This is a genomic window from Citrobacter sp. KH_055_1 (genome assembly GCF_057838705.1).
On the sequence record NZ_CM174473.1, the window covers coordinates 1,667,704 to 1,693,359 of the forward strand.

22 protein-coding genes are annotated in these 25,656 nt (G+C 52.2%); 12 read left to right on the forward strand and 10 right to left on the reverse strand.

Going from position 1 to position 25,656, the window contains the following annotated elements; genetic code table 11:
* Nucleotides 1-60 precede the first annotated feature (60 nt).
* Nucleotides 61-315, forward strand: a complete 255-nt coding sequence (locus tag AC3ITF_RS07720; protein ID WP_096756468.1) for a YkgJ family cysteine cluster protein — start codon at nt 61-63, stop codon at nt 313-315.
* Here the strand turns inward: AC3ITF_RS07720 and setB are convergent.
* Complete coding sequence (setB, locus tag AC3ITF_RS07725) at nt 312-1,493, reverse strand: sugar efflux transporter SetB (RefSeq protein ID WP_489176286.1); 1,182 nt, start codon at nt 1,491-1,493, stop codon at nt 312-314. The genes AC3ITF_RS07720 and setB overlap by 4 nt on opposite strands.
* A gap of 368 nt (nt 1,494-1,861) precedes the next feature.
* Between setB and fruB the strand changes: the two genes are divergently transcribed.
* The 3 genes from fruB to fruA are packed head-to-tail and all read left to right on the forward strand — an operon-like array spanning nt 1,862 to nt 5,632.
* Entirely contained in the window at nt 1,862-2,992 is a 1,131-nt protein-coding gene (gene fruB, locus AC3ITF_RS07730) for a fused PTS fructose transporter subunit IIA/HPr protein (RefSeq protein WP_489176287.1), read from the forward strand.
* The gene (fruK, locus tag AC3ITF_RS07735) at nt 2,992-3,930 is read left to right on the forward strand and encodes a 1-phosphofructokinase (protein WP_003834544.1); all 939 of its coding nucleotides are present in this window, start codon (nt 2,992-2,994) and stop codon (nt 3,928-3,930) included. Before fruB ends, fruK begins: the two co-directional genes overlap by 1 nt.
* Nucleotides 3,931-3,946: 16 nt before the next feature.
* Nucleotides 3,947-5,632: a PTS fructose transporter subunit IIBC gene (gene fruA / locus AC3ITF_RS07740; protein WP_137362811.1), complete on the forward strand. Its 1,686-nt coding sequence runs from the start codon at nt 3,947-3,949 to the stop codon at nt 5,630-5,632.
* Between the two features lie 63 nt (nt 5,633-5,695).
* Here the strand turns inward: fruA and nfo are convergent, their stop codons facing one another.
* Nucleotides 5,696-6,553 (reverse strand): deoxyribonuclease IV, encoded by an 858-nt coding sequence (nfo, locus tag AC3ITF_RS07745; RefSeq protein ID WP_115258023.1) that lies wholly within the window; start codon nt 6,551-6,553, stop codon nt 5,696-5,698.
* A gap of 149 nt (nt 6,554-6,702) precedes the next feature.
* On the reverse strand, nt 6,703-7,752 hold the full coding sequence (locus AC3ITF_RS07750; protein ID WP_115258024.1) for a YeiH family protein: 1,050 nt from the start codon (nt 7,750-7,752) through the stop codon (nt 6,703-6,705).
* Between the two features lie 131 nt (nt 7,753-7,883).
* On the opposite strand from AC3ITF_RS07750, the gene yieE reads away from it, so the two are divergent.
* Nucleotides 7,884-8,753 carry a DNA-binding transcriptional regulator YeiE gene (yieE, locus tag AC3ITF_RS07755; protein WP_115258025.1) on the forward strand — a complete coding sequence of 290 codons (870 nt, stop codon included), beginning with the start codon at nt 7,884-7,886 and terminating at the stop codon, nt 8,751-8,753.
* 160 nt (nt 8,754-8,913) lie between these two features.
* Nucleotides 8,914-10,389 (forward strand): lysine-specific permease, encoded by a 1,476-nt coding sequence (lysP, locus tag AC3ITF_RS07760; RefSeq protein WP_096756479.1) that lies wholly within the window; start codon nt 8,914-8,916, stop codon nt 10,387-10,389.
* A gap of 67 nt (nt 10,390-10,456) precedes the next feature.
* On the opposite strand, the gene AC3ITF_RS07765 is transcribed toward lysP, so the two are convergent.
* Together AC3ITF_RS07765 and fghA are read right to left on the reverse strand one after the other, a co-directional pair.
* Complete coding sequence (locus tag AC3ITF_RS07765; RefSeq protein WP_115258026.1) at nt 10,457-12,442, reverse strand: ligand-gated channel protein; 1,986 nt, start codon at nt 12,440-12,442, stop codon at nt 10,457-10,459.
* Nucleotides 12,443-12,717: 275 nt separating this feature from the next.
* A complete protein-coding gene (fghA, locus tag AC3ITF_RS07770) occupies nt 12,718-13,554 on the reverse strand; it encodes an S-formylglutathione hydrolase (protein ID WP_489176288.1) in 837 nt (278 codons plus the stop codon).
* A 322-nt stretch (nt 13,555-13,876) separates the two neighbouring features.
* Here fghA and folE point away from each other — a divergent pair, with 322 nt between their 5' ends.
* The 6 genes from folE (at nt 13,877) to mglC (ending at nt 20,796) form a co-directional block, all read left to right on the forward strand.
* Complete coding sequence (folE, locus tag AC3ITF_RS07775; protein WP_096756482.1) at nt 13,877-14,545, forward strand: GTP cyclohydrolase I FolE; 669 nt, start codon at nt 13,877-13,879, stop codon at nt 14,543-14,545.
* 13 nt (nt 14,546-14,558) lie between these two features.
* Entirely contained in the window at nt 14,559-15,716 is a 1,158-nt protein-coding gene (yeiB, locus tag AC3ITF_RS07780; protein WP_489176289.1) for a DUF418 domain-containing protein YeiB, read from the forward strand.
* 144 nt (nt 15,717-15,860) lie between these two features.
* A complete protein-coding gene (galS, locus tag AC3ITF_RS07785; RefSeq protein WP_096756484.1) occupies nt 15,861-16,883 on the forward strand; it encodes an HTH-type transcriptional regulator GalS in 1,023 nt (340 codons plus the stop codon).
* A gap of 296 nt (nt 16,884-17,179) precedes the next feature.
* The gene (mglB, locus tag AC3ITF_RS07790) at nt 17,180-18,178 is read left to right on the forward strand and encodes a galactose/glucose ABC transporter substrate-binding protein MglB (protein WP_096756485.1); all 999 of its coding nucleotides are present in this window, start codon (nt 17,180-17,182) and stop codon (nt 18,176-18,178) included.
* A 71-nt stretch (nt 18,179-18,249) separates the two neighbouring features.
* Nucleotides 18,250-19,770, forward strand: coding sequence for a galactose/methyl galactoside ABC transporter ATP-binding protein MglA (mglA, locus tag AC3ITF_RS07795; protein WP_096756486.1), 1,521 nt, complete (start codon nt 18,250-18,252; stop codon nt 19,768-19,770).
* Nucleotides 19,771-19,785: 15 nt separating this feature from the next.
* On the forward strand, nt 19,786-20,796 hold the full coding sequence (gene mglC, locus AC3ITF_RS07800) for a galactose/methyl galactoside ABC transporter permease MglC (protein WP_115258030.1): 1,011 nt from the start codon (nt 19,786-19,788) through the stop codon (nt 20,794-20,796).
* Between the two features lie 61 nt (nt 20,797-20,857).
* Here mglC and preA read toward each other — a convergent pair whose 3' ends face one another.
* The 5 genes from preA to cdd form a co-directional block, all read right to left on the reverse strand.
* Nucleotides 20,858-22,093 (reverse strand): NAD-dependent dihydropyrimidine dehydrogenase subunit PreA, encoded by a 1,236-nt coding sequence (gene preA / locus AC3ITF_RS07805; protein WP_096756488.1) that lies wholly within the window; start codon nt 22,091-22,093, stop codon nt 20,858-20,860.
* Complete coding sequence (locus AC3ITF_RS07810) at nt 22,087-23,328, reverse strand: NAD(P)-dependent oxidoreductase (RefSeq protein WP_115258032.1); 1,242 nt, start codon at nt 23,326-23,328, stop codon at nt 22,087-22,089. The genes preA and AC3ITF_RS07810 overlap by 7 nt, the downstream gene beginning before the upstream one ends.
* Nucleotides 23,329-23,561: 233 nt before the next feature.
* Nucleotides 23,562-23,801: a DUF2542 family protein gene (locus tag AC3ITF_RS07815; protein WP_489176290.1), complete on the reverse strand. Its 240-nt coding sequence runs from the start codon at nt 23,799-23,801 to the stop codon at nt 23,562-23,564.
* A 2-nt stretch (nt 23,802-23,803) separates the two neighbouring features.
* Complete coding sequence (gene sanA / locus AC3ITF_RS07820; RefSeq protein ID WP_489176291.1) at nt 23,804-24,523, reverse strand: outer membrane permeability protein SanA; 720 nt, start codon at nt 24,521-24,523, stop codon at nt 23,804-23,806.
* Nucleotides 24,524-24,728: 205 nt separating this feature from the next.
* Nucleotides 24,729-25,613 carry a cytidine deaminase gene (cdd, locus tag AC3ITF_RS07825; RefSeq protein WP_137363465.1) on the reverse strand — a complete coding sequence of 295 codons (885 nt, stop codon included), beginning with the start codon at nt 25,611-25,613 and terminating at the stop codon, nt 24,729-24,731.
* Nucleotides 25,614-25,656 lie beyond the last annotated feature (43 nt).

Below are 25,656 nucleotides of genomic sequence, written 5' to 3' on the forward strand. Positions count from 1 at the left end.
AAAAGGTGGTACTGTTCGCTACCTACACAATCCGCGGGTTTACCTTAAAGAGAATATTGTATGGAATGCCGTCCGGATTGTGGCGCATGTTGCACTGCGCCTTCTATCTCCAGCCCCATCCCCGGCATGCCTGAGGGCAAGCCCGCCAATACGCCATGCGTTCAGCTTGATGAATTCCTGCGCTGTAAAATTTTTGGTTCCGCACTGCGGCCAAAAGTGTGTGCAGGCTTACAGCCCAGCGCTGAAATGTGTGGCCAGACAACGCGCCAGGCTATGGTGTACCTTATTGAGCTTGAAGCGCTCACCGCACCTTAAACGTCTTTGATCCGCGCCAGGCAAAAGACCGTGGCGATAATCATCACCAGCGCAAACCAGAACACCGCATGGTAGTTCCAGATTTCAGCGGTAATACCGGCCAGCGATCCGGCAATAATCCAGCCCACGCGGATGGTGTTGGTGTAAAGAGTGGTTGCAGAACCCGCCTGTCCTGGCATTAAGTCCTGGAAATAGAGCATGCCAATACCGCCGAGGATACCGATGTAAATCGCGTTCAGCAGCTGCAAGCTGAGCAGAATGACCGGCGAATGCGCCAACAGCATTCCGGCATAAAAGAAGAAACCGGCGACCACGGCGATCCGCATCAACAAACGCTTGCCCAGACGTTTAGCAAAGTATCCGGCAATGAGCATCGTCGGTATTTCCAGCCCGGCGGCGGTGCCCATCATAATGCCTGCGAGTTTTTCCGGCAGATGCAGTTCGTTGATGATAAACAGTGGCATATTAATGATGTACAGGCTGTTGGTGCCCCACATTAATGTGCAGATAGCGAACAGCAGCAGCGTATCGCGCCGGTTACGACGCGGGGCTTCCACCGCGCCCGTGGCGAGGGACGCATTTTTGTTCATCGACGGTAAGAACAACCACACCATGACGCCGCAGACGATAAACGCAACGGCGGCACTCAGATACATCACCGTAAAGCTGAAACCCATAGCCAGCGCGTAAGCTAACGGCGGGCCAATCACCCATGCCAGCGAAACCTGAGCACGCAAAATAGAGCTGAACATGACGGCTTCCCGGCCCGTGCGGTCAGCATGCTCGCGGGCGAGGGCAAACATTTGCGGGTTAGCGGTCGATCCAAAGCTACTGAGGAAGACGCCGACAAACAGCAAGATAAAATAGTTACGGTTCCAGGCAAACAGCACACAGGCCAGCATCCCCAGTACGCAGCAAAAAACGATCAGATTTTTGCGATCGCCCTTCTTATCAGAACGCCCAGCTAAAAACTGGCTTACCAGGATGCCGATGACAGCGCTACCGGTAAAAAAGAAACCGACCATACCCGGACGGGCATGAACTTCATCGGTCAGAAAAAGGCTGAGCGTAGGGGTCTGCAATGCGCCGGCGATACCCGTAAGAAAAGCGACAAGCAGGAACGCCGAAGACGTTAAATCAAACGACTTGGGGGAGGCGGCTACCGGGGTGTTATGCATGTTTCAATATCTGTGATGTGAAGAGACGCGGAGTTTACGCTGCCTGTCAGAAAATAAACAGGGCGCGAAATCAAAATCGGCATGAAAAATCAAAATAGCATTTCAGTCTCTAAAAACAGTCTGCTGACGATGCTGAAATCGATAACTTAGCTTCCTTTCTATGTCAGCAATTATTGATGCACAGAAGAAAAAATGTGCGTTATATCTAAATTCAGCAAGCAAATTGCTAACTTTACTTGCGTGCTGAAGCAGAAAGCGCAAAACTTCTTGAAACGTTTCAGCGTCATCTTTTCTTAAGTGTTGGAGTTGGGTGGCGCCTTTTTTCTCATGTTAGCTGAATCGTTTCAATTCAGCAGGAGAGGAGAACCATGTTCCAGTTATCTGTTCAGGATATTCACCCGGGCGAACAGGCCGGAAATAAAGAAGAGGCCATTCGCCAGGTTGCTGCCGCGTTAGTGAAGGCTGGCAACGTGGCGGAAGGCTACGTCAACGGCATGCTGGCGCGCGAGCAGCAAACATCTACTTTCCTCGGCAACGGTATTGCCATTCCTCACGGTACCACGGACACCCGTGATCAGGTGTTGAAAACCGGGGTGCAGGTATTCCAGTTTCCGCAAGGTATTACCTGGGGTGAAGACCAGGTTGCATATGTGGCTATTGGTATTGCGGCCAGCTCCGACGAACATCTGGGTTTGCTGCGTCAGCTGACACACGTACTCAGCGATGATTCGGTGGCTGAACAGCTGAAATCCGCCACCACCGCAGAAGAACTGCGCGCGTTGCTGATGGGTGAAAAGCAGAGTGAACAGCTCAAGCTCGACAACGACATGCTGTCGCTGGACGTGGTCGCCGGTTCGCTGGTCACGCTGCAAGCCCTGAACGCCGCGCGTCTGAAAGAAGCGGGTGCGGTTGATGCTAACTTTGTTGCCACGGCTATCAATGAGCAACCGCTGAACCTCGGCCAGGGGATTTGGCTGAATGATTGTGCTCAAGGTAATCTGCGAAGCGCAGTTGCGCTCAGCCGAGCGGCAAATGCCTTCGACGTAGAAGGCGAGACGGCCGCGCTATTGGTGACCGTCGCGATGAATGACGATCAGCCCGTGGCAGTGCTCAAGCGCCTTAGCGATTTGCTGCTGGAAAATAAAGCTGACCGCTTGCTGAAAGCGGATGCAGCGACCGTACTGGCCCTGCTGACCAGTGATGATGCGTTAACTGATGATGTGCTGAGCGCAGAGTTTGTTGTGCGCAATGAGCATGGTTTACACGCCCGTCCGGGCACCATGCTGGTGAATACCATTAAACAATTTAACAGTGAAATTACCGTGACAAATCTTGATGGAACCGGAAAACCGGCAAATGGACGCAGTCTGATGAAAGTTGTGGCGCTGGGCGTGAAGAAAGGACATCACCTGCGCTTTACCGCCCAGGGCGAAGATGCTGAACAGGCGCTGAAAGCGATTGGCGAGGCCATCGCAGCCGGTCTTGGGGAGGGCGCATAATGAGCAGACGTGTCGCAACTATTACCCTGAATCCAGCCTATGACCTGGTCGGCTTTTGTCCGGAAATTGAACGCGGTGAAGTGAACCTGGTAAAAACGACCGGCCTGCATGCCGCGGGTAAAGGCATCAACGTTGCCAAGGTACTGAAAGACCTGGGGATCGACGTCACGGTGGGTGGTTTTCTGGGTAAAGATAACCAGGATGGCTTTCAGCAGTTGTTCAGCGAACTGGGGATTGCCAACCGTTTTCAGGTGGTGCAGGGGCGTACCCGTATTAACGTCAAGCTGACTGAAAAAGACGGTGAAGTTTCTGACTTCAATTTCTCCGGTTTTGAAGTCACCCCGGCGGACTGGGAACGCTTTGTGAATGACTCCCTGAGCTGGTTGGGTCAATTCGACATGGTCTGCGTCAGCGGCAGTCTGCCAACCGGCGTGAGTCCGGAAGCCTTCACCGACTGGATGACGCGCCTGCGCAGTCAGTGTCCATGCATTATCTTTGATAGTAGTCGTGAAGCGCTGGTTGCAGGTTTGAAAGCGGCGCCATGGCTGGTGAAACCCAACCGTCGTGAGCTGGAAATCTGGGCGGGCCGTAAGCTGCCAGAAATGAAAGATGTGATTGAAGCTGCGCATGCGCTGCGTGAGCAGGGTATTGCGCATGTGGTGATTTCCCTCGGTGCGGAAGGTGCATTGTGGGTTAACGCTTCTGGCGAATGGATTGCTAAACCGCCGTCAGTTGAGGTTGTCAGCACCGTAGGCGCAGGGGATTCGATGGTTGGCGGTCTGATTTATGGCCTGCTGATGCGTGAGTCCAGCGAACACACTCTGCGTCTGGCGACTGCCGTTGCCGCCCTGGCGGTAAGCCAAAGCAATGTCGGCATTACCGATCGTCCTCAGTTGGCCGCGATGATGGCGCGCGTCGACTTAAAACCGTTTAACTGACAGCAGGAGAGGCATAATGAAAACGCTGCTGATTATTGACGCTAATCTCGGCCAGGCTCGCGCTTACATGGCGAAAACCCTGCTTGGAGCGGCGGCACAAAAAGCGCATCTGGATATTATCGATAATCCGAATGATGCAGAGATGGCGATTGTCCTGGGTGACACCCTCCCTAACGACAGTGCGCTGAACGGCAAAAAAGTTTGGCTGGGAGATATCTCCCGTGCGGTGGCGCATCCTGAACTGTTCCTGAGCGAAGCGAAAGGTCATGCGAAACCCTACAGCGCACCGGTTGCGGCAGCGCCTGTAGTTAGCAGTGGCCCCAAACGCGTGGTGGCGGTAACGGCCTGTCCGACCGGCGTGGCGCATACGTTTATGGCGGCGGAAGCCATTGAAACCGAAGCCAAAAAACGCGGCTGGTGGGTGAAGGTTGAAACCCGTGGTTCAGTAGGCGCAGGCAATGCGATTACCCCGGAAGAGGTGGCGCAGGCCGATCTGGTGATTGTGGCGGCGGATATTGAAGTTGATCTGGCGAAATTTGCCGGAAAACCGATGTACCGCACCTCTACCGGACTGGCGCTGAAGAAAACCAAGCAAGAGCTGGATAAAGCCGTAGACGAAGCGACGCCGTACCAGCCTGTAGGGAATGGGCAGTCCGGAGCAACAGAAGGTAAGAAAGAGAGCGCAGGTGCATACCGTCACCTGCTGACCGGCGTGTCTTACATGCTGCCGATGGTGGTTGCCGGTGGTCTGTGTATTGCACTGTCTTTTGCTTTTGGTATTAAAGCATTTGAAGAGCCGGGCACACTGGCTGCGGCGTTGATGCAAATTGGCGGCGGTTCAGCCTTTGCGCTCATGGTGCCGGTTCTGGCGGGTTATATTGCATTTTCCATCGCTGACCGTCCTGGTCTGACGCCGGGTCTTATCGGCGGTATGCTGGCGGTCAGTACCGGTTCTGGCTTTATTGGTGGGATTATCGCCGGTTTCCTTGCCGGTTACGTGGCGAAACTCATCAGCACCAAGCTGAAGCTGCCGCAAAGTATGGAAGCGCTGAAACCAATCCTGATCATTCCGCTGCTATCGAGCCTGGTAGTTGGGCTGGCAATGATTTACCTGATTGGTAAACCGGTTGCCGGTATTCTGGAAAGCCTGACCCACTGGCTGCAAACCATGGGAACGGCGAACGCAGTGCTGCTTGGGGCGATTCTTGGCGGCATGATGTGTACCGACATGGGCGGTCCGGTCAACAAAGCGGCGTATGCTTTCGGTGTCGGCCTGCTCAGTACGCAGACGTATGCACCGATGGCGGCTATTATGGCGGCGGGGATGGTTCCCCCTCTGGCGCTGGGTCTGGCTACGCTGGTGGCGCGTCGTAAATTCGACAACGCACAGCGTGAAGGGGGCAAAGCGGCTCTGGTGCTGGGCCTGTGCTTCATCACCGAAGGGGCGATCCCGTTCGCCGCCCGTGACCCGATGCGTGTGCTGCCATGCTGCATCGTCGGTGGCGCGTTGACCGGCGCACTGTCGATGGCGGTGGGTGCGAAGCTGATGGCGCCTCACGGCGGCCTGTTTGTGCTGCTGATCCCTGGCGCGATTACGCCGGTAGTGGGATACCTGCTGGCGATTATTGCCGGTACGCTGGTAGCGGGTCTGTCTTATGCCTTCCTGAAACGTCCAGAAGAGGACGCGGTGGCGAAAGCATAATTTCTGCTGCTGACACAAAAGGGCCGATGATTCGGCCCTTTTTTATTCACTCAATCCACCCGATCAGGCGGCGGCAGAATCGGTTTGCTGCGCTTTCAGCCAGGCGATTTCTTCCGCCCAGATATCTGGATTGATGGTTTCCAGCACCAGCGGAATGCCGTCAAAACGGTCATCCTGCATAATCCAGCGGAAGGCGTCGTGACCGATATTGCCTTCACCTAAGCTATGATGGCGGTCAACGCGGCTGCCAAACGTGCTTTTGGCATCGTTCAGGTGCATCCCACGTAAATAGTTAAAGCCGACAATACGTTCAAATTCGGCAAAGGTCTTTTCACACTCGGCGGCGCTTCGCAGATCGTATCCGGCGGCGAAGGCGTGGCAGGTATCAATGCAGACGCCCACGCGGGATTTATCTTCTACGCCATCGATAATGGCGGCCAGATGCTCAAACTTAAAGCCAAGATTGCTGCCCTGACCGGCGGTGTTTTCAATAACTGCAGTTACGCCCTGGGTCTGCGCGAGGGCAATGTTGATGGACTCGGCAATGCGTGCCAGGCATTCGTCTTCCGGGATCTGCATTAAATGGCTGCCCGGATGAAAGTTAAGCAGGGATAACCCCAGCAGCTCGCAACGCTGCATTTCATCAATAAAGGCATCGCGTGATTTTTCCAGCGCCTCGCTGACCGGGTGGCCGAGGTTAATCAGGTAGCTGTCGTGAGGCAGAATTTGTGCGCTGCTAAAGTGATACTTCTCGCAGGCCGACTTGAAGTCATCAATGACGTCAGTAGTCAACGGCGCGGCGCGCCATTGGCGCTGATTTTTGGTGAACAGGGCGAATGCGGTGGCATCGATTTCTGCGGCGCGAATAGCGGCATTGGCCAGACCGCCAGCGGCGCTTACGTGCGCTCCAATATATTTCATAATTGATTCCCCAAATAGTTCGAGTTGCAGGACAAAACGCAATACGTTTTGAGCAGCGCATGCAACTCGAAGTATGACGGGAAAAACCCGCCATACTCAAATACAAAAGGGGAGAGTATAGCGGGTCAACGGGGGTTAGTCGTGTTTGATTATGCCATCACGCTGTGAATCAAAACGTTGATTGCACCACCACCGACAATCAGCCAGACAAACAGCACCAGCGCCATCAGTAACGGTTTGGCACCGGCCTTTTTCAGCGCGCTGACGTGAGTGGTCAGCCCAAGTGCGGCCATCGCCATTGCCAGCAGCACGGTATCGAGGGTGACCAGCATGTTCACCACAGACTGCGGCAGCAGGTGGAACGAGTTAAATATCGCCACCACAATGAACAGGATGGCAAACCACGGAATGGTGATTTTGCTCTTTTCGCCGCCGTTAGCCGGAGACAGTTGTTTCACACGAGCGGCCAGCAGGATGAGGAACGGAGCCAGCATCATGACGCGCAGCATTTTGGCAATAACGGCTGCGTTTTCTGCATCCGGGTTAATCGCATGTCCGGCAGCAACAACCTGTGCGACTTCATGCATGGTTGACCCAATGTAAATCCCATAGGTTTCAGGGCTAAACCAGTGCGAAAGCAACGGATACATCGCCGGGTACAGGAAGATAGCAATGGTACCGAAGATGACCACGGTGGCGACAGCGACCGTCACTTTACTGGCTTCTGCTTTCACGACCGGCTCTGTTGCCAGTACTGCCGCGGCACCACAAATGCTGCTCCCGGCGCCAATCAGCCAGCTGGTGTGTTTGTCCAGACCAAACACCTTCTGGCCGAGGAAGCAGGCAAGCATAAAGGTGCTGGTGAGCGTCAACGCATCGATCACAATCCCGCTGACGCCAACGTCAGCAATCTGAGAGAAGGTGAGACGAAAGCCGTAAAGGATGATCCCCAGTCGCAATAAATGTTGTTTCGCAAACAGTACGCCGCCGTCACAGCTTTTCCAGATGTGCGGATAGACGGTGTTGCCGAGGACCATCCCCAGTAAAATGGCTAAGGTGAGGGCGCTGAACCCGGCCCCCGCAACCGCGGGGATAGAACCACCCCATAACGCGGCTCCGGTGATGACTGCGCTCAGGGCAAGCCCCGGAATAAAATGCCACACTGTACGTCGATGATTCTGTAGGGCGAGTTCGGTCATAACCCCTCCTGTCAATGGAATGATTTCTTGGAGAAAATAGTAAGGTGAAGTGGTTTAAAAATAAAATTGATTATATATTTATAATTAATCTGAATAAGTGGTAAACACGGGCCATCTAGAGGAAAACGACCATGCATATCACCCTGCGACAACTTGAAGTATTTGCCGAGGTACTGAAAAGTGGCTCGACAACCCAGGCCTCTGTCATGCTGTCATTGTCGCAATCCGCAGTGAGCGCAGCGCTGACTGATTTAGAAGGCCAGCTTGGCGTACAGCTGTTCGATCGCGTAGGTAAACGTCTGGTGGTCAATGAGCACGGGCGTTTACTCTATCCCCGCGCGTTGGCGCTGCTTGAGCAAACGGCCGAGATAGAACAGCTTTTCCGGGAAGATAATGGGGCGATTCGCGTCTATGCCAGCAGCACCATCGGCAATTACATTTTACCTGCCATGATTGCCCACTATCGTCATGATTTTCCCGATCTGCCGTTGGAACTGAGCGTGGGGAACAGCCTGGACGTAATTAATGCCGTACTGGATTTCCGGGTCGACATTGGACTGATAGAAGGGCCATGCCACAGTACGGAAATCATCTCAGAACCCTGGCTGGAGGATGAGCTGGTGGTGTTTGCTGCACCGACGTCACCGCTGGTAAAAGGTCCCGTTACGCTTGAACAACTGGCGGCTTCACCGTGGATCCTGCGCGAGCGCGGGTCCGGTACGCGTGAATTGGTGGATTACCTACTGTTATCTCATTTGCCGCGATTTCAGATGGCCATGGAGTTGGGTAACTCCGAGGCCATTAAGCATGCTGTGCGTCATGGATTAGGGATTAGCTGCCTGTCACGTCGGGTGATTGAGGAGCAGCTACAGGCGGGAACGCTGAGTGAAGTGCCTGTACCGTTACCGCGCTTAGTCCGTACTCTTTGGCGTGTCCATCACCGTCAAAAACATCTCTCCAATGCGCTGCTGCGCTTTTTACGCTACAGCGACCAGCAGTAGGGCGGCGATATTTTTTCAGGCAGCATGCCGACTATTTTCGGCTTTACTTATAATCCACGGCCAGTCATGAAGGTCTCTTATAACAGCGTATTTGTGCCGGAAGAATGCCATTTCGTCTGCTACAATCGCGCCTCATTTTTTGGATGGATAGCATTTTCCCATGGTTTCCGAAACTAAAACCACAGAAGCGCCCACGCTACGTCGTGAACTGAAGGCGCGCCACCTGACGATGATTGCCATTGGCGGTTCCATCGGTACGGGTCTTTTCGTTGCATCTGGTGCAACCATTTCTGCGGCGGGTCCAGGCGGCGCGCTGTTTTCCTATATTCTGATTGGCCTGATGGTGTACTTCCTGATGACCAGTCTCGGTGAACTGGCTGCGTACATGCCGGTTTCTGGTTCGTTCTCCACTTACGGTCAGAACTATGTAGAAGAAGGCTTTGGTTTCGCGCTGGGCTGGAACTACTGGTACAACTGGGCGGTCACCATTGCCGTCGACCTGGTCGCTGCGCAGTTGGTGATGAGCTGGTGGTTCCCGGATACGCCAGGCTGGATCTGGAGTGCGCTGTTCCTGTGCGTCATCTTCCTGCTGAACTACATCTCTGTTCGCGGTTTTGGTGAAGCAGAGTACTGGTTCTCGCTGATCAAAGTCACCACCGTTATTATCTTCATCGCGGTTGGCGTGCTGATGATTTTCGGCATCTTCAAAGGCGCTCAGCCGGTGGGCTGGAGCAACTGGACTACGGGAGATGCACCTTTCGCCGGTGGCTTTGCAGCCATGATTGGTGTGGCGATGATCGTCGGCTTCTCCTTCCAGGGTACTGAGCTTATCGGTATTGCGGCGGGTGAATCTGAAGATCCCGAGAAGAACATTCCGCGCGCGGTGCGTCAGGTGTTCTGGCGAATCCTGCTGTTCTATGTGTTCGCGATCCTGATTATCAGTCTGATTATTCCGTATACCGATCCAAGCCTGCTGCGTAACGATGTGAAAGACATCAGCGTCAGTCCGTTTACGCTGGTCTTCCAGCACGCGGGCCTGCTTTCTGCGGCTGCGGTAATGAACGCTGTGATCCTGACCGCGGTGCTGTCGGCGGGTAACTCCGGTATGTATGCCTCAACGCGCATGCTCTACACCCTGGCATGCGACGGCAAAGCGCCGCGTATTTTCGCCAAATTGTCTCGTGGCGGCGTCCCGCGTAATGCGCTGTATGCGACCACGGTGGTGGCAGGTTTGTGTTTCCTGACCTCCATGTTTGGCAACCAGACCGTGTACCTGTGGCTGCTGAACACCTCCGGTATGACGGGCTTTATCGCCTGGCTGGGGATTGCCATCAGCCACTATCGCTTCCGTCGCGGTTATGTGATGCAGGGGCGTGATATAAACGATCTGCCGTATCGTTCAGGCTTCTTCCCGCTGGGACCGATCTTTGCGTTCGTGCTGTGCCTGATCATCACCCTGGGGCAAAACTACGAAGCGTTCCTGAGAGACACCATTGACTGGGGCGGCGTGATGGCGACCTATATTGGTATTCCGCTGTTCCTGATTATCTGGTTCGGCTATAAACTGACCAGAGGGACGCGTTTCGTGCGTTACAGCGAAATGCAATTCCCGGATCGCGTGAAGAAATCGTCTTAAGCATTTTGGCAGGAAATAACAAAAAACCCCGGCAGGGTAAATGCCGGGGTTTTTTATTGCGCCAAACTTAGAAGTTATAGGTCAGGCCAACCGTGTAACGACGACCATCGAGTATGGTGTCATAGGTCTCGTAATCGATTTGCTTATCCAGCACGTTGTACACGCCAGCGGTGGCCAGCACATCCTTGCTCACGTAGTAACGCACACCAACATCGACTTGAGTATAGGACGGTGTCCCTTGAGCCATCGACGTACGGCTCAGGTACTCAGAGGTTTTCCCGCGCAGGTTCAGACGGCTCCAGAAACCGAGATCCTGCGTGGCCTGCCAGTCCAGCGTGGTGTTAAACATATGCTTCGGCATTTTGTTTAACGGCTGACCGGAGAACTGACCGCTTTTCTGTTCAGATTCGGTGAACGTGTAGTTTGCCGTCCAGTTGAGATCGGAGGTGATTTTCCAGCCGAAGGTGGATTCTACGCCGCGCATATTGGCTTCATCGACGTTAACGCGATCGCTGACAAAATCATAGTGGGTTCCGCCGATGGTACAGGCCGGATCGGCGCTGCTGTTACAGCGGCGAACTTCGGTGATCTTGTCTTTGAAGTCGGTGTTGAACAGCGTCACGCCCGCGTTGAGGTCGTTGCCGTTATCCCACAGCAGGCCGATTTCTTCGCTCAGGCTCTTTTCCGGTTTCAGATCCGGGTTGCCCACAATGATGCCGTTCAGACGACCACCGCCAGTCACCTGTCCCCAGCTTGCTGACGACTGGCGCAGATCCGGCGCGCGGTAACCTGCAGACACGCCGCCTTTCAGGGTCCATTGATCGCTGAGATGCCATACGCCGTAGCCGCGTGGTGTCCAGTTATCACCGTAGTTTTCATCTTTATCCATACGCAGGCCGCCGGTCAGCGTGAAGGTATCGGTTACGGCCCATTCATCTTCAGCAAACAGCGCCCAACTCCAGCGGGTCAGCTTGTTCAGACCGTCTGCCGCTTCCAGCTGGTTACCGTTATCGCGCAGTTTTTCATAACGGTACTGCCCGCCTGCCGTCAGGGTATGTGCCCCGAGGAAAATCTGGTTCTGATTGTTAAAAATAGTGTTATAGGACTTCATCTGACGACCCGGGTTATCGGTCTCTTCCTGCTGAATATAGCTGGTGGTGTTGAAGTCGTCGTAGTAACCGCTGTGGGTTAATGAATAGGTCGTGTGCACATACTTGTTTTCGCTTTTGCTGTTTGGCTTACAGCTTCCGTTGCGACAGCTTTCTTCTGCTGTGGATTTACCTGGCGTACTGTCGCGATCCTGCAGTTCACGGGCGTAATCGAAGTCAATGTCGTTTTTATCATCCGGCGTAAGGTTCAGGGTTAATCCCCCATTACGCATGCGCTGTTCGTTATAACCATTGACGATTTCATCTTCGGCACGGTGAGAGAATAACCCGGTGACTTTTGCGCCGAGTAATCCGTCAATCAGCGGCCCGGACGCATAGGCGTTAGTCTGGTAAATATCGCCGGAGTCACGGTCTTCCTGGAAGGTGGCGTCACCATGTAGAGAACCACTCCAGCCTTTGGTATTCGATACCTTTTTGGTGATCACGTTAATCACCCCGCCCATTGCATCGGAGCCGTACAGCGATGACATGGGGCCACGGATCACTTCGATGCGTTCAATGGATTCCAGCGGCGGCAGCCAGCCTTGTTCAATGCCGGAGTTATCGCTGTTCGGTCGCGTGCCGCGTGTGCTGATCCGCTTACCGTTGACCAGGAAGAGCGTGTACTGCGAGGCCATCCCGCGGATGCTGATATCACTGCTGCTACCGCCACCCGTGACGACGACGCCAGGCACATCTTTGAGCGCATCGGTGACATCGCGGTAGGCTTTATCCTCAATTTGCTGCTTGGTGATCACAGAAATAGAGGCGGGAGCATCCTGAATCTTTTGCTCGAAACCGGTCGCGGTGACCACTACGGTATCCTGGTCAGCAGCATAGACGAGTGATGGGAGGCTGGCGACGCATACTGCGGCAGCAACGGCCTTAACGTGAGGTATAGTCATTTGTATCATTCCATTTAAATGAATCTAACTGCGTGTCATGTGAAAGGCCATGACAATTGTATGTATTTGTCTTTTAAGGACTCTTTTCAGTAAAGAAGCGGAGGGATTGTACAAAAGTATGAATTTTTGTAAACACAAATGATAATAGAAATCATTTGTGTTTGATGTAATATTCCGGAAAGTGTTTATAAAATCAAAGAGATAGCAGCGAAATAAAAATGGAGAAAAAGTGAAGGAATGATGGAGAAACAAAGAGGGCTTGCGCCCTCGGGGGGTTACTTCAGCAGATACTGCGCGTGGAAGCGCAGGTGATCTTCAATGAACGACGCAATAAAGTAATAGCTGTGATCAAAGCCTGGCTGGATACGTAACGTCATCGGCCACGCGGTCTGACGGGCTACCTCCGCCAGTACGGCGGGCTGGAGCTGATCGGCAAGGAACTGATCGCTATCACCCTGATCGATAAGTGTTGGAATTGCCTCTTCCGGTTTACTGGCTAACATTAATGCGCAGCTGTCCCATTCGGCCCAGGTCGATTTATCCTCGCCCAGATAGGCGCTAAACGCCTTCACGCCCCACGGCACGCGACAGGGGTTAACAATCGGTGCAAAGGCGGAAACGCTGGTGTATCTGCCGGGATTTTTCAGCGCCATAATCAATGCGCCGTGACCGCCCATCGAGTGTCCGCTGATGGCGTAGCGCTCGCTGACGTTAAAATGCGCTTGAATAAGCTGCGGCAGCTCATCCCGCAAATAATCATACATGCGGAAATGCGCGGCCCAGGGGGCCTGGGTAGCATTGAGATAAAAGCCGGCGCCCTGGCCTAAATCGTACCCGTCATCGTTCGCAACGTGTTCACCGCGTGGGCTGGTATCCGGCATCACCAGTACGATCCCCAACTCAGCCGCAATGCGCTGCGCACCCGCTTTGGTGGTAAAGTTTTCATCATTACAGGTCAGGCCCGACAGCCAGTACAGTACCGGAGGCGGCGTATTTTCGCGCGGCGGTGGGAGAAAAATGCTGAAGGTCATGGTGCAATTTAAGGTGGCGGAATCATGACGCCAGCGTTGCTGCCAGCCTTCAAAACAGCGGTGCTCTTCGAGCATTTCCATGCACGGCTCCTTGTTGTGTTGAATCTGAATATGTTTGCGAATTCACCATAATACAGATAATTCATGATGCCGTGAGTAACTTTCACTTCCGCAATGGGCAAACATACATCATCATCTATATAACCTCGCGTTAACACTCCGTATCGACCCGATCGAGCGGTGCATGAAAGCCACACGCTGAAAGGCGGTGCCAATTTCAATAATTATCGCGGTGAATACTGGATTATGTGCGCAGCCTCACGCACAATGTTCTGGCTGTGACACAGCCTAAAAACTTTGCCCCACGCAGGGCAGAGGCGCCACACCTGCAGGAGAAGAATAAATGTCATCACTCAGTAAAGAAGCGGCCCTGGTTCATGAAGCGCTGGTTGCGCGTGGTCTCGAAACACCGCTGCGCCCGCCCGTGCAAGAGATGGATAACGAAACGCGCAAACGTCTTATCTCCGGCCATATGACCGAGATTATGCAATTGCTCAATCTCGATTTGAGCGATGACAGCCTGATGGAAACGCCGCATCGCATCGCAAAAATGTATGTCGATGAGATTTTTTCCGGTCTCGATTACGCCAATTTTCCCAAAATCACCGTCATTGAAAACAAAATGAAGGTTGATGAAATGGTCACCGTTCGTGATATCACGCTGACCAGCACCTGCGAACATCACTTTGTCACTATCGATGGCAAAGCGACGGTGGCGTATATCCCGAAAGAATCCGTGATTGGTTTGTCGAAGATTAACCGTATCGTGCAATTCTTTGCCCAGCGTCCGCAGGTGCAGGAGCGTCTGACCCAACAAATCCTGACCGCACTGCAAACCCTGCTGGGAACCAATAATGTGGCGGTGTCGATTGATGCGGTGCATTACTGTGTGAAAGCGCGCGGTATTCGCGATGCGACCAGCGCCACTACGACCACCTCACTGGGTGGATTATTTAAATCCAGCCAGAATACGCGTCAGGAATTCCTGCGCGCTGTACGTCACCACAACTGACAAGGGCAGGACCATGGAGCGTAATGTCACGCTGGATTTTATTCGTGGCGTTGCCATCCTCGGGATCCTGCTTCTCAATATCAGCGCCTTTGGTTTGCCAAAGGCGGCATATCTCAACCCGGCCTGGTCTGGCAGCATTACTTTATCGGATGCCTGGACCTGGGCGGTGCTCGATCTCTTCGCGCAGGTGAAATTCCTCACGCTGTTCGCTCTGCTCTTCGGCGCGGGCCTGCAAATGCTGCTGCCACGCGGAAAACGCTGGATCCAGTCGCGACTCACGCTGCTGGTCTTACTGGGGTTTATTCACGGCTTACTATTCTGGGATGGCGATATCCTGCTGGCGTATGGCTTAATCGGCCTGATCGGCTGGCGGCTGATTCGTGATGCCCCATCGGTAAAAAGCCTGTTTAACACCGGTGCTCTGCTGTATCTGGTGGGGATCGGCGTACTGCTGCTGCTAGGTTCGATTTCTGGGGGGGAAACCAGTCGCGCCTGGACACCGGATGCCTCCGCGTTGCTGTATGAAAAGTACTGGAAGATTAATGGCGGCATGGAGGCGGTGAGTAACCGCGTGGATATGCTGTCAAACAGCCTGCTGGCTCTGGGGGCGCAGTACGGCTGGCAACTGGCGGGGATGATGCTGTTGGGTGCCGCATTAATGCGCAGTGGCTGGCTGAAAGGGCAGTACAGTTTGTCGCATTATCGACGTACAGGTATGCTGCTGGTGGTGACCGGTATAGCAATCAATCTGCCTGCGATTATGCTGCAGTGGCATCTCGACTGGGCGTACCGCTGGTGTGCTTTCCTGCTACAAGCCCCGCGTGAACTGAGCGCGCCGTTTCAGACCATCGGCTACGCTGCGTTGATGTTTGGTTTCTGGCCGCAACTGAGTCGCGTTAAGATTGTTATCGCTATTGCCTGCGTAGGACGCATGGCGCTGACTAATTATCTACTGCAGACGCTTATCTGCACCACGGTGTTTTATCAGTTCAGTTTGTTTATGCAATTCGACCGGCTGACGCTGCTGTTTTTCGTTATTCCCGTCTGGGCTGTTAACCTGCTTTTCTCCGTCATTTGGCTGCATTTTTACCGGCAGGGCCCGGTGGAGTGGCTATGGCGTCAATTAACCCTGCGTGCTTCAGGGACATCATTGCCGCGAACATCCAGATAACGATCTGGATCACATTCATTAACAAAATGGATGTAACCGTTTTCATTCCTGTGACATGACTCACGCAGTCCTGTACCTCGTGCTGACAAAATACACAGCCTGGGGTGTCCGTGGGCAACCGCAATCTTAAACAGGGCAGTGAATATGGTAACCATACGTGATGTGGCACGGCAGTCTGGCGTTTCTGTAGCGACGGTTTCCCGCGTACTGAATAACAGTGCGTTGGTGAGTCCTGACACCCGTGAAGCGGTAATGAAGGCTGTGACACAGTTAGGCTATCGACCCAATGCCAATGCGCAAGCGCTGGCGACGCAGGTGAGCGACACCATTGGGGTCGTGGTGATGGATGTATCAGATTCGTTTTTTGGTGCATTGGTGAAAGCCGTGGATCTGGTGGCTCAGCAGCACCAGAAATATGTGCTGATTGGCAACAGTTATCATGAAGCTGAAAAAGAACGTCATGCCATCGAAGTCCTGATCCGCCAACGTTGTAATGCCTTGATTGTCCACTCAAAAGCGCTGAGCGATCGCGAGCTAGGCGAGTTTATGGAACACATCCCGGGCATGGTGCTCATCAATCGCATTGTGCCGGGTTACGCCCATCGCTGTGTCTGCCTGGACAATATCAGCGGAGCTAAAATGGCCACCCGCATGCTGCTCAATAACGGTCATCAACGTATTGGCTACCTGGCGTCAAGCCACCGAATTGAAGATGATGCAATGCGCAAAGAGGGCTGGATGAGCGCGTTGCAGGAACACGGTATTACGCCGGCGGAAAGCTGGGTAGGTACCGGTTCACCGGATATGCCGGGGGGCGAATCAGCCATGGTGGAGTTGTTGGGGCGCAATTTGCAGCTGACGGCGGTTTTTGCCTACAACGACAACATGGCTGCCGGAGCGCTGACGGCGTTAAAAGACAACGGCATCGCCATTCCATTACACTTGTCTATCATTGGTTTCGATGATATCCCGATTGCCCGTTACACTGACCCTCAACTGACCACCGTGCGCTACCCCATTGCGTCAATGGCGAAAATGGCGACAGAGCTTGCGCTACAAGGGGCGGCGGGTACGCTGGATCCGGCGGCAACGCACTGTTTTATGCCGACACTGGTGCGACGTCATTCTGTGGCGTTGCGACAGAATGCGGCACCGATCACTAACTGATAATGTCACCTGATGTAACCGCTTTCAATCTGTGAGTAAATTCACAGTATCTTAACAATGCGATAGCTATGATGACACTGTTTGTTGCGCTGTAACTACTATGTAACGGTGAATAATCACTTTCATCGAGGTGTGGGCGTCTTAAACAACAATTAAAGCCTGTTTTTGGAGCGTTGCCAGACACGGAAGAAATATTTTTAAAAGTGAACTTCGGCGTTCAGTAACAGTTTAGTAACGTTCTGTCCCGCCGAGCATTTATCTCAAGTACTACCCTGCATAATAAAACCGGAGATACCATGAATAAGAAGGTGTTGACCCTGTCTGCTGTAATGGCAAGCATGTTATTCGGTGCGGCTGCGCACGCTGCTGATACCCGTATTGGTGTGACGATTTATAAGTATGACGATAACTTTATGTCTGTGGTACGTAAAGCAATCGAAAAAGATGCCAAAACGGCGCCAGATGTACAGCTGCTGATGAATGACTCCCAGAACGATCAGTCTAAACAAAACGATCAGATTGATGTGTTGCTGGCAAAAGGCGTGAAAGCTCTGGCGATCAACCTGGTTGACCCGGCAGCAGCGGGCACGGTCATTGAGAAAGCACGCGGTCAGAACGTTCCTATCGTGTTCTTCAACAAAGAGCCTTCTCGTAAAGCGCTGGACAGCTATGACAAAGCCTTCTACGTCGGTACTGACTCCAAAGAATCCGGCATCATCCAGGGCGATTTGATTGCTAAGCACTGGGCGGCAAACCCGAACTGGGACCTGAACAAAGACGGTAAAATTCAGTTTGTTCTGCTGAAAGGCGAGCCGGGACACCCGGATGCTGAAGCACGTACCACCTACGTGATTAAAGAGCTGAACGACAAAGGCATTAAAACTGAGCAGTTGCAGTTAGACACCGCTATGTGGGATACCGCTCAGGCGAAAGATAAAGTTGATGCGTGGATGTCCGGTCCAAATGCTAACAAAATTGAAGTCGTTATCGCGAACAACGACGCTATGGCAATGGGTGCGATAGAAGCGCTGAAAGCACACAACAAAACCAGCGTACCGGTATTTGGTGTGGATGCATTGCCAGAAGCACTGGCACTGGTTAAATCTGGCGCAATGGCCGGTACCGTGCTGAACGATGCTAACAACCAGGCGAAAGCGACTTTCGATCTGGCGAAAAACCTGGCAGCCGGCAAAGGCGCAGCGGATGGCACGACCTGGAAAATCGAGAATAAAATCGTTCGTATTCCTTACGTCGGCGTCGATAAAGATAATCTGGCAGAGTTCACCAACAAATAAATACTCCGTCTGTGGGCGCAATTTGGTTGCGCCCTTAATAACACGCTTTGCAAGGCCAACAAGGTATAATTATGGTCAGCACTAATACTCAGTCGTCAGGCGAATACTTGTTGGAAATGAGCGGCATCAACAAGTCCTTTCCGGGCGTTAAGGCTCTTGATAATGTTAATTTAAAAGTCCGCCCACATTCTATTCATGCCTTGATGGGCGAGAATGGTGCTGGAAAGTCGACATTATTAAAATGTCTTTTTGGGATCTATCAAAAAGATTCCGGCAGTATTTTATTTCAGGGTAAAGAAATCGATTTTCATTCTGCTAAAGAAGCGCTTGAAAACGGTATTTCAATGGTACACCAGGAATTAAACCTGGTTTTACAACGTTCTGTGATGGACAACATGTGGCTGGGGCGTTATCCCACCAAAGGGATGTTTGTCGACCAGGATAAAATGTACCGTGATACCAAAGCGATATTTGATGAGCTGGATATTGATATCGATCCGCGTGCGCGTGTCGGTACGTTATCGGTTTCACAAATGCAGATGATAGAAATTGCCAAAGCATTTTCGTATGACGCCAAAATCGTCATCATGGATGAACCGACCTCATCGTTAACCGAAAAAGAGGTTAATCATCTGTTCACCATCATCCGTAAGCTGAAAGAACGTGGCTGCGGTATCGTATATATTTCTCACAAAATGGAAGAAATCTTCCAGTTGTGCGATGAAATCACCGTCCTGCGTGATGGTCAGTGGATTGCCACCCAGCCGCTTGAAGGGCTGGATATGGATAAGATCATCGCCATGATGGTGGGACGTTCGCTGAACCAACGTTTCCCGGACAAAGAGAACACGCCTGGTGAAGTGATTCTTGAAGTACGCAATCTGACGTCGTTACGTCAACCGTCAATTCGTGATATCTCTTTTGATCTACATAAAGGGGAAATCCTCGGTATTGCCGGTTTAGTCGGCGCAAAACGCACGGATATCGTTGAAACCCTTTTTGGTATTCGTGAAAAATCATCGGGTACGATTACGCTCCACGGCAAAAAAATTAATAACCACAGTGCCAATGAAGCCATTAACCATGGTTTTGCGCTGGTCACGGAAGAGCGCCGTTCAACCGGTATTTATGCCTATCTGGATATTGGATTTAACTCGTTAATCTCCAATATTCAGAACTATAAAAATAAAGTGGGTCTGTTGGATAATTCCCGCATGAAGAGCGATACCCAATGGGTTATTGACTCAATGAGGGTAAAAACACCGGGCCATCGTACGCAAATTGGTTCCCTGTCCGGTGGTAACCAGCAAAAGGTGGTTATTGGTCGTTGGTTGTTAACGCAGCCAGAGATACTGATGCTGGATGAACCCACGCGAGGAATCGACGTTGGTGCAAAATTTGAAATTTATCAGCTAATTGCAGAACTGGCGAAAAAGGAGAAGGGGATTATTATCATCTCCTCTGAAATGCCGGAACTGCTGGGTATTACCGATCGTATTCTGGTTATGAGCAATGGTCTCGTGGCTGGAATTGTTGACACAAAAACAACAACGCAAAACGAAATCCTCCGTCTTGCGTCTTTGCACCTTTAAGATTAGGGGCTCCTCATGAGTGCGTTAAATAAGAAAAGTTTTCTTACTTACCTGAAAGAAGGCGGAATTTACGTTGTTCTTTTAGTTCTGCTGGCCATTATTATTTTCCAGGATCCCACATTCTTAAGCTTACTGAACTTGAGTAACATTCTGACCCAATCCTCGGTGCGTATTATTATCGCGCTGGGCGTAGCCGGACTGATTGTTACCCAGGGTACTGACCTGTCAGCCGGGCGTCAGGTTGGCCTGGCGGCGGTGGTTGCCGCAACGTTGCTGCAATCTATGGAGAACGCCAACAAGGTGTTCCCGGAAATGGCCACTATGCCGATCATCGTGGTGGTACTGATTGTTTGTGCCATCGGTGCCATTATCGGCCTGGTGAACGGTATCATCATTGCTTACCTGAATGTGACGCCGTTTATCACTACCCTTGGTACGATGATCATCGTGTACGGGATCAACTCACTGTATTACGATTTCGTTGGGGCATCGCCTATTTCTGGCTTTGACAGCGGGTTCTCCACCTTTGCGCAGGGCTTTATTGCGCTGGGCAGTTTCCGACTCTCCTACATCACCTTCTATGCGCTGATTGCGGTGGCCTTTGTTTGGGTACTGTGGAATAAGACCCGCTTCGGTAAAAACATTTTTGCCATTGGCGGTAACCCGGAAGCGGCGAAAGTGTCGGGTGTTAACGTTGCGCTGAACCTGCTGATTATCTATGCGCTGTCCGGGGTGTTCTATGCCTTCGGTGGTTTGCTGGAAGCAGGGCGTATCGGCTCGGCAACCAACAACCTCGGCTTTATGTATGAGCTTGATGCCATTGCGGCCTGTGTCGTGGGCGGCGTGTCGTTCAGTGGCGGGGTCGGTACCGTCTTTGGCGTAGTGACCGGTGTGATAATCTTCACCGTCATCAACTATGGCCTGACCTACATCGGCGTGAACCCTTACTGGCAGTACATCATTAAAGGCGGCATTATTATCTTCGCCGTGGCGCTGGACTCACTGAAATACGCGCGTAAGAAGTAACGATAGACAACAAAAAGCCCGGGGCAGAGAAATGACTGCACCGGGCTTTTTGTTACTTGTGTTACAGCGTTACTGCATGTGCTTTCTCACCTGTTTTGAATTTGACCTCGCCTAAATCGATGCAGGCGACCGGACAAACGTGACCACACAGCAAGCAGCCGACGCATTTTTCCGTGTCGCAGTGCGGTGTACGGGTCTGCTCATCCCACTCCATCGCCTGATGTCCTCCGTCATAGCAGGAGATATAGCAGCGTCCGCAGCCGACGCATTTTTCGAGGTTGATATGGGGGTAGACGATGTAACTACGGTCAAGATCTTCAGCCGGAATAATATTGGCATTGGCAAGACCGACCATCTCTTCCAGTGAGTTAAACCCCTGATCGGCAAGATAGTGCGACAGTCCGCTGGTCATATCTTCCACAATACGGTAGCCGTACTGCATGATCCCGGTGGTGACCTGCAGCGTGGCTGCGCCTAACAGCAAGAATTCGGCAGCATCTTCCCAGGTTTCAATACCGCCAATGCCGCTAATCGGGAAATCATGCAGTTCTGGGTGTGAACGCAGTTGTTGGATAAAACGCAGTGCGATGGGTTTTACCGCCTTCCCGGAATAGCCAGAAATACTGGATTTCCCGTTGACCACCGGCATGCCGATCTTCCGCTTCAGGTCGATATTGGTGATGGATTTTACGGTGTTAATGGTCGCGATACCGTCAGCGCCTCCGTGTTTAGCCGCCAGAGCGACTTCGCACATATCACCGATATTTGGCGTCATTTTGGCTAACATCGGCAGGGAGGAACCGCGTTTAACTGCCCGACAGTATTTCTCAACCAACTCCGGGCTTTGCCCGACATCGCTGCCCATCGCATGTGAAGTCATCTGCGGACACGAGAAGTTGCACTCAATCATATCTGCACCGGCTTCTTCAACCAGTCGTGCCAGCTCCTGCCATTGCTGCTCATTTTCGCCCATGATTGACGCAATCAGCACCTTATCAGGGTAATGTTGTTTCAGTTTACGAATGGCGGCCAGGTTCTCTTCCAGCGGATGTTCGGCAATCTGCTCCATATTCTTGAAGCCAATAAAGCCGGTATCTTCTTTTGTCAGATGGTCAAATCGTGGGGAGACTTCGTTGGCAATAAAAAAACCAATTGTTTTAAACACAATGCCGCCCCAGCCGGTGTCATAGGCTTTGGCGCACATCTCAAAGCAGTTGCCTACCGGAGAAGAAGAGAGGCAAAACGGGTTGGGGAATTTTACGCCGCAAAAGGTAATAGAAAGATCTTTCGTTAACATGAGCAAGCCCCCTCTAAATAGTGATGAATTGCCTGAGCGGCTTCTTTACCGGTTTTCACGGCAGACACCACGGTTTTATCTCCTTTGACAATATCGCCAGCGGCGAAAATAACCGGATCGGCGGTTTGATAATTATGGGTTTCAATAAGATTACGTTGCGCTGTTAACGCGTGAAACGCATCCAACTGCGCGTGTTGGCCGACGGCGAGAATAATATGCTCGGCTTCAAGAGAGAGTTCCCCTGGCAGACGCACGTGTTTAAAGGTGACTTTATTTCCGGCAACCGCTACCGGCGTAAAACCGTCGATGATCGACACGCCTAATGCCTGCGTGCTGGTAAACTCTTTGTCACTGGCGGGAAATTCAGCTAATTCTTCACGAGCGACACAGGTAACTGACGGGCAGCCGAGAAGTTTCAGCGTGCTGGCGACATCCATGGCGACATCGCCCCCGCCGATAATTAACGCACTCTGCGGTAAGGTGATATCACCTTGTGCCTGTCGCGCGCGTTGCAAGAAATCGACGGCGATCTCAACGTTATCCGCCTCGTCAAACAATGGCAGGGTTGAACCATAAGACATCCCAACAGTCACCAGCACGGCGCGATTTTCAGCTTTGAGTTGTTCGACGGCGATCGTGTTGCCGACTTCGCAATCGCACTTGATGGTGACGCCCATTTCAACGATACGGGCAATCTCAAGATCCAACACGGATTGAGGCAGGCGAAACTCAGGGATACCAAAGCGTAGCCAGCCACCCGGCTGAGCCTGCTTTTCGTAGATCGTTACGTCATAACCCAGGTTACTCAACGTCACGCTGGCCTGCAACCCAGCTGGCCCTGCGCCGATAATGGCGACTTTGCCACGTGTTTTGGTTGCCGGTTGATAAATTTTCATCGCAGTCTGCTGTTCAAAATCGGTAATAAAACGTTGCAGCCGTGCAATATCGATCGGTTTATCTATTCCTGAGCGCGTACATCCACGCTGGCATAATTTTTCGGTGGGGCATACCCGAGCACAAATGGCGCCGAGCGCATTATTTTCGCGAATAGTTTCGGCTGCCCCCTTAAAATTGCGAAAATAGATGGAGCGGATAAATTTCCCTGGGTCAGTTTGTGCCGGACAATCCTGACTACAGGGGGCATCGTGACATAATAAACAGCGCGAGGCCTCTTTTATTGCTAATAAGGGGGTGAAAGCGGGCGTTAGCTCATCCAGATAATTTTGTTGTGGCATCTTTTCTTCCTTAATGCTTGAGTAAATTAAGGCGAACTGTTAATAACAAAATATAAAAATAAAAAAGCCTTTCTTAAGGCTAAGCATTGCAGGAAGAGTATTCTGTGAAAGGTTTCACAAATAAAAGATGGTGTGAGGGAAATGCCGATAAGCAGCATTAATCCCTTATGCTAAAATAGGAATTATTATCATAATATTAGCTATTCTCAAACGCTAATATTAATAACTGGATTTTATCGATAAAAGATTAAATAAATCACCATGCCAAAAGATAAACATCCGCATCCGGCGTAAACAAGAACGTATGACCAGAATTGCAGCGGTTCTTGATGACGATAGGCATAAACGTGTTCACGGGCGTTCTTCTTTATTTTATCCACCGCACCTGTACGCCAGCCCTTCCAGGCTTCACGAAAACAAAATACAGGGATTAACAGAAAGGCTAAAACGACGAAGAGGGTTTGCACATCCATGCTTACTTTCCTTGTTTCTTTTGTAATTCGAGCAATTGTTCAGGCGTGACCGCCGGGTAGCCTTGTGCATCATCCGGTACCTGGTGCAGGTCAGGGATGGGGACCAGTGGACCTAAAAAACGCGGCTCACGTTTAAAAAGATAGAGATCGGCCAGGGCGCCAAAACGTGCGCCAAATTCGCGAACGCGTACGGTCAGCATATTTTTTGGCGACGGTACTGCGTAGCACTGGGCCTGAATGCCCATATGCAGCGCAATAAACAGCGCGCGCTCGCAGTGGAATCGCTGCGTGATGATGATGAAATCGTTGGTATCAAATACTTTGCGGGTGCGCACAATGGAGTCAAGCGTACGGAAACCGGCGTAATCAAGCACGATGTCGGCAGGATCGACGCCAGCGGCAATCAGATCTTTACGCATCGTCATCGGTTCGTTGTAGTTTTGCTGGGCATTGTCGCCGCTGAGCAGCAGATAATTCACCTTACCGCTGTTATACGCGTTTAATGCGCCCTGAATGCGGTAGCGGTAATACTGGTTAATTACGCCGGTGCGATAGTATTTCGCGGTGCCTAATACCACGCCGACCTGACGGTAGGGTAAATCCTGCAATTCGTCGTAGATATAGGGTGCCGTCTTCCAGCTCATCCATCGGTCGAGGCCAAGCACCGTCAACAGCAGTAAGCCTATCAGGACTAACAAGCTGTAAAACACGCGCTTTAACATGTAGATAACTCGGCAATGGGATGGAATGTTAATCAGGCTACTGTACTCGACGGCGTAGCGCAAGAAACAGCAGTCTGATTGAGGGGATTTTCAGCAATACTGTTTAGATCATGTAGGTCAGATAAGACGCTAACGCGTTGCCATCAGGCTATGGCGATAATGCCGGATGGCGGCGTTGGCTTATCCGGCCTACATGACGACCTTTTTACGCTAGCAAAACGCGCTCGATGTGGTTGCAGCCCAGAGCTTTCAGGGTAGCGGCAGTGGCATCCCACTGGATCAACGGCGCATCGGCTTTTTCTGCCAGTACGGCGCGTTGAATATCCGGGTAATCGTAGCCGTTCAGATTCAACAGGTTTAATGCACCCTGCAGCGGAGGCAGCGTGGGGTTAAAAGCGGCGTTTTCAGCGTAGCTACCGCTGAAGATTTGACCGTCTTTGCATTCCAGTGCCACACCGCTTGGGGCGTTGCTGTACGGCATATGGCAGCGGTTGGCTGCGGCGATCGCCGCCTGCGTCAGCGCGTCACCTTGCAGCGCAAAGCCGTGATCCTGCTCATCCATCAGCAATGTTTTGATGTCGAGATCTTTCGGACCAAAAGCATCCGGCAGGTAGTCACGCAGCGCGTGCGGCTCACGACCCGGCAAATGAATGCGTAAATCCAGCCCGCTGTTCAGCTCGTTCATAAACTGACGGCAGTGGCCGCAGGGGGTGTAGTTGACGGTAATGGCGGCGAGTCCCTTTTCTCCGCGCAGCCAGGCGTGACTGATGGCGCTTTGCTCGGCATGAACGGTTTGCTGCATCGTCGCGCCGAGGAATTCCATATTGCTACCAAAATACCAGTTGCCACTGACGCCGCGCGCAATGGCACCAACGTTAAAATGGGACAGATCGGTACGTGCGCAGGCGGCAGCCAGCGGCAGCAGAGCGAATGCCAGCGCGTCTTCGTCCAGTCCCGATTCGCGTTTCAGCAAAGAGACCTGCTCCGCAGTCAACATGGCGGGGAAATGGACATCCGCCAGAAGGGGGGCCAGGGCTGATTGCACGTTACCCGCGAGTTGGGCGAAAGCAGTTTGAAAACGTGGATGCATGGCGATGCCTCATAACAATGTAATGGAATCGTAGTTTACGGGC

What these genes read in the sequence shown, in the direction of transcription:
- AC3ITF_RS07720 (WP_096756468.1), top strand. Translation starts at nt 61, where the DNA reads ATGGAATGCCGTCCGGATTGTGGCGCATGTTGCACTGCGCCTTCTATC.
- setB (WP_489176286.1), bottom strand. Translation starts at nt 1,493, where the DNA reads ATGCATAACACCCCGGTAGCCGCCTCCCCCAAGTCGTTTGATTTAACG.
- fruB (WP_489176287.1), top strand. Translation starts at nt 1,862, where the DNA reads ATGTTCCAGTTATCTGTTCAGGATATTCACCCGGGCGAACAGGCCGGA.
- fruK (WP_003834544.1), top strand. Translation starts at nt 2,992, where the DNA reads ATGAGCAGACGTGTCGCAACTATTACCCTGAATCCAGCCTATGACCTG.
- fruA (WP_137362811.1), top strand. Translation starts at nt 3,947, where the DNA reads ATGAAAACGCTGCTGATTATTGACGCTAATCTCGGCCAGGCTCGCGCT.
- nfo (WP_115258023.1), bottom strand. Translation starts at nt 6,553, where the DNA reads ATGAAATATATTGGAGCGCACGTAAGCGCCGCTGGCGGTCTGGCCAAT.
- AC3ITF_RS07750 (WP_115258024.1), bottom strand. Translation starts at nt 7,752, where the DNA reads ATGACCGAACTCGCCCTACAGAATCATCGACGTACAGTGTGGCATTTT.
- yieE (WP_115258025.1), top strand. Translation starts at nt 7,884, where the DNA reads ATGCATATCACCCTGCGACAACTTGAAGTATTTGCCGAGGTACTGAAA.
- lysP (WP_096756479.1), top strand. Translation starts at nt 8,914, where the DNA reads ATGGTTTCCGAAACTAAAACCACAGAAGCGCCCACGCTACGTCGTGAA.
- AC3ITF_RS07765 (WP_115258026.1), bottom strand. Translation starts at nt 12,442, where the DNA reads ATGACTATACCTCACGTTAAGGCCGTTGCTGCCGCAGTATGCGTCGCC.
- fghA (WP_489176288.1), bottom strand. Translation starts at nt 13,554, where the DNA reads ATGGAAATGCTCGAAGAGCACCGCTGTTTTGAAGGCTGGCAGCAACGC.
- folE (WP_096756482.1), top strand. Translation starts at nt 13,877, where the DNA reads ATGTCATCACTCAGTAAAGAAGCGGCCCTGGTTCATGAAGCGCTGGTT.
- yeiB (WP_489176289.1), top strand. Translation starts at nt 14,559, where the DNA reads ATGGAGCGTAATGTCACGCTGGATTTTATTCGTGGCGTTGCCATCCTC.
- galS (WP_096756484.1), top strand. Translation starts at nt 15,861, where the DNA reads ATGGTAACCATACGTGATGTGGCACGGCAGTCTGGCGTTTCTGTAGCG.
- mglB (WP_096756485.1), top strand. Translation starts at nt 17,180, where the DNA reads ATGAATAAGAAGGTGTTGACCCTGTCTGCTGTAATGGCAAGCATGTTA.
- mglA (WP_096756486.1), top strand. Translation starts at nt 18,250, where the DNA reads ATGGTCAGCACTAATACTCAGTCGTCAGGCGAATACTTGTTGGAAATG.
- mglC (WP_115258030.1), top strand. Translation starts at nt 19,786, where the DNA reads ATGAGTGCGTTAAATAAGAAAAGTTTTCTTACTTACCTGAAAGAAGGC.
- preA (WP_096756488.1), bottom strand. Translation starts at nt 22,093, where the DNA reads ATGTTAACGAAAGATCTTTCTATTACCTTTTGCGGCGTAAAATTCCCC.
- AC3ITF_RS07810 (WP_115258032.1), bottom strand. Translation starts at nt 23,328, where the DNA reads ATGCCACAACAAAATTATCTGGATGAGCTAACGCCCGCTTTCACCCCC.
- AC3ITF_RS07815 (WP_489176290.1), bottom strand. Translation starts at nt 23,801, where the DNA reads ATGGATGTGCAAACCCTCTTCGTCGTTTTAGCCTTTCTGTTAATCCCT.
- sanA (WP_489176291.1), bottom strand. Translation starts at nt 24,523, where the DNA reads ATGTTAAAGCGCGTGTTTTACAGCTTGTTAGTCCTGATAGGCTTACTG.
- cdd (WP_137363465.1), bottom strand. Translation starts at nt 25,613, where the DNA reads ATGCATCCACGTTTTCAAACTGCTTTCGCCCAACTCGCGGGTAACGTG.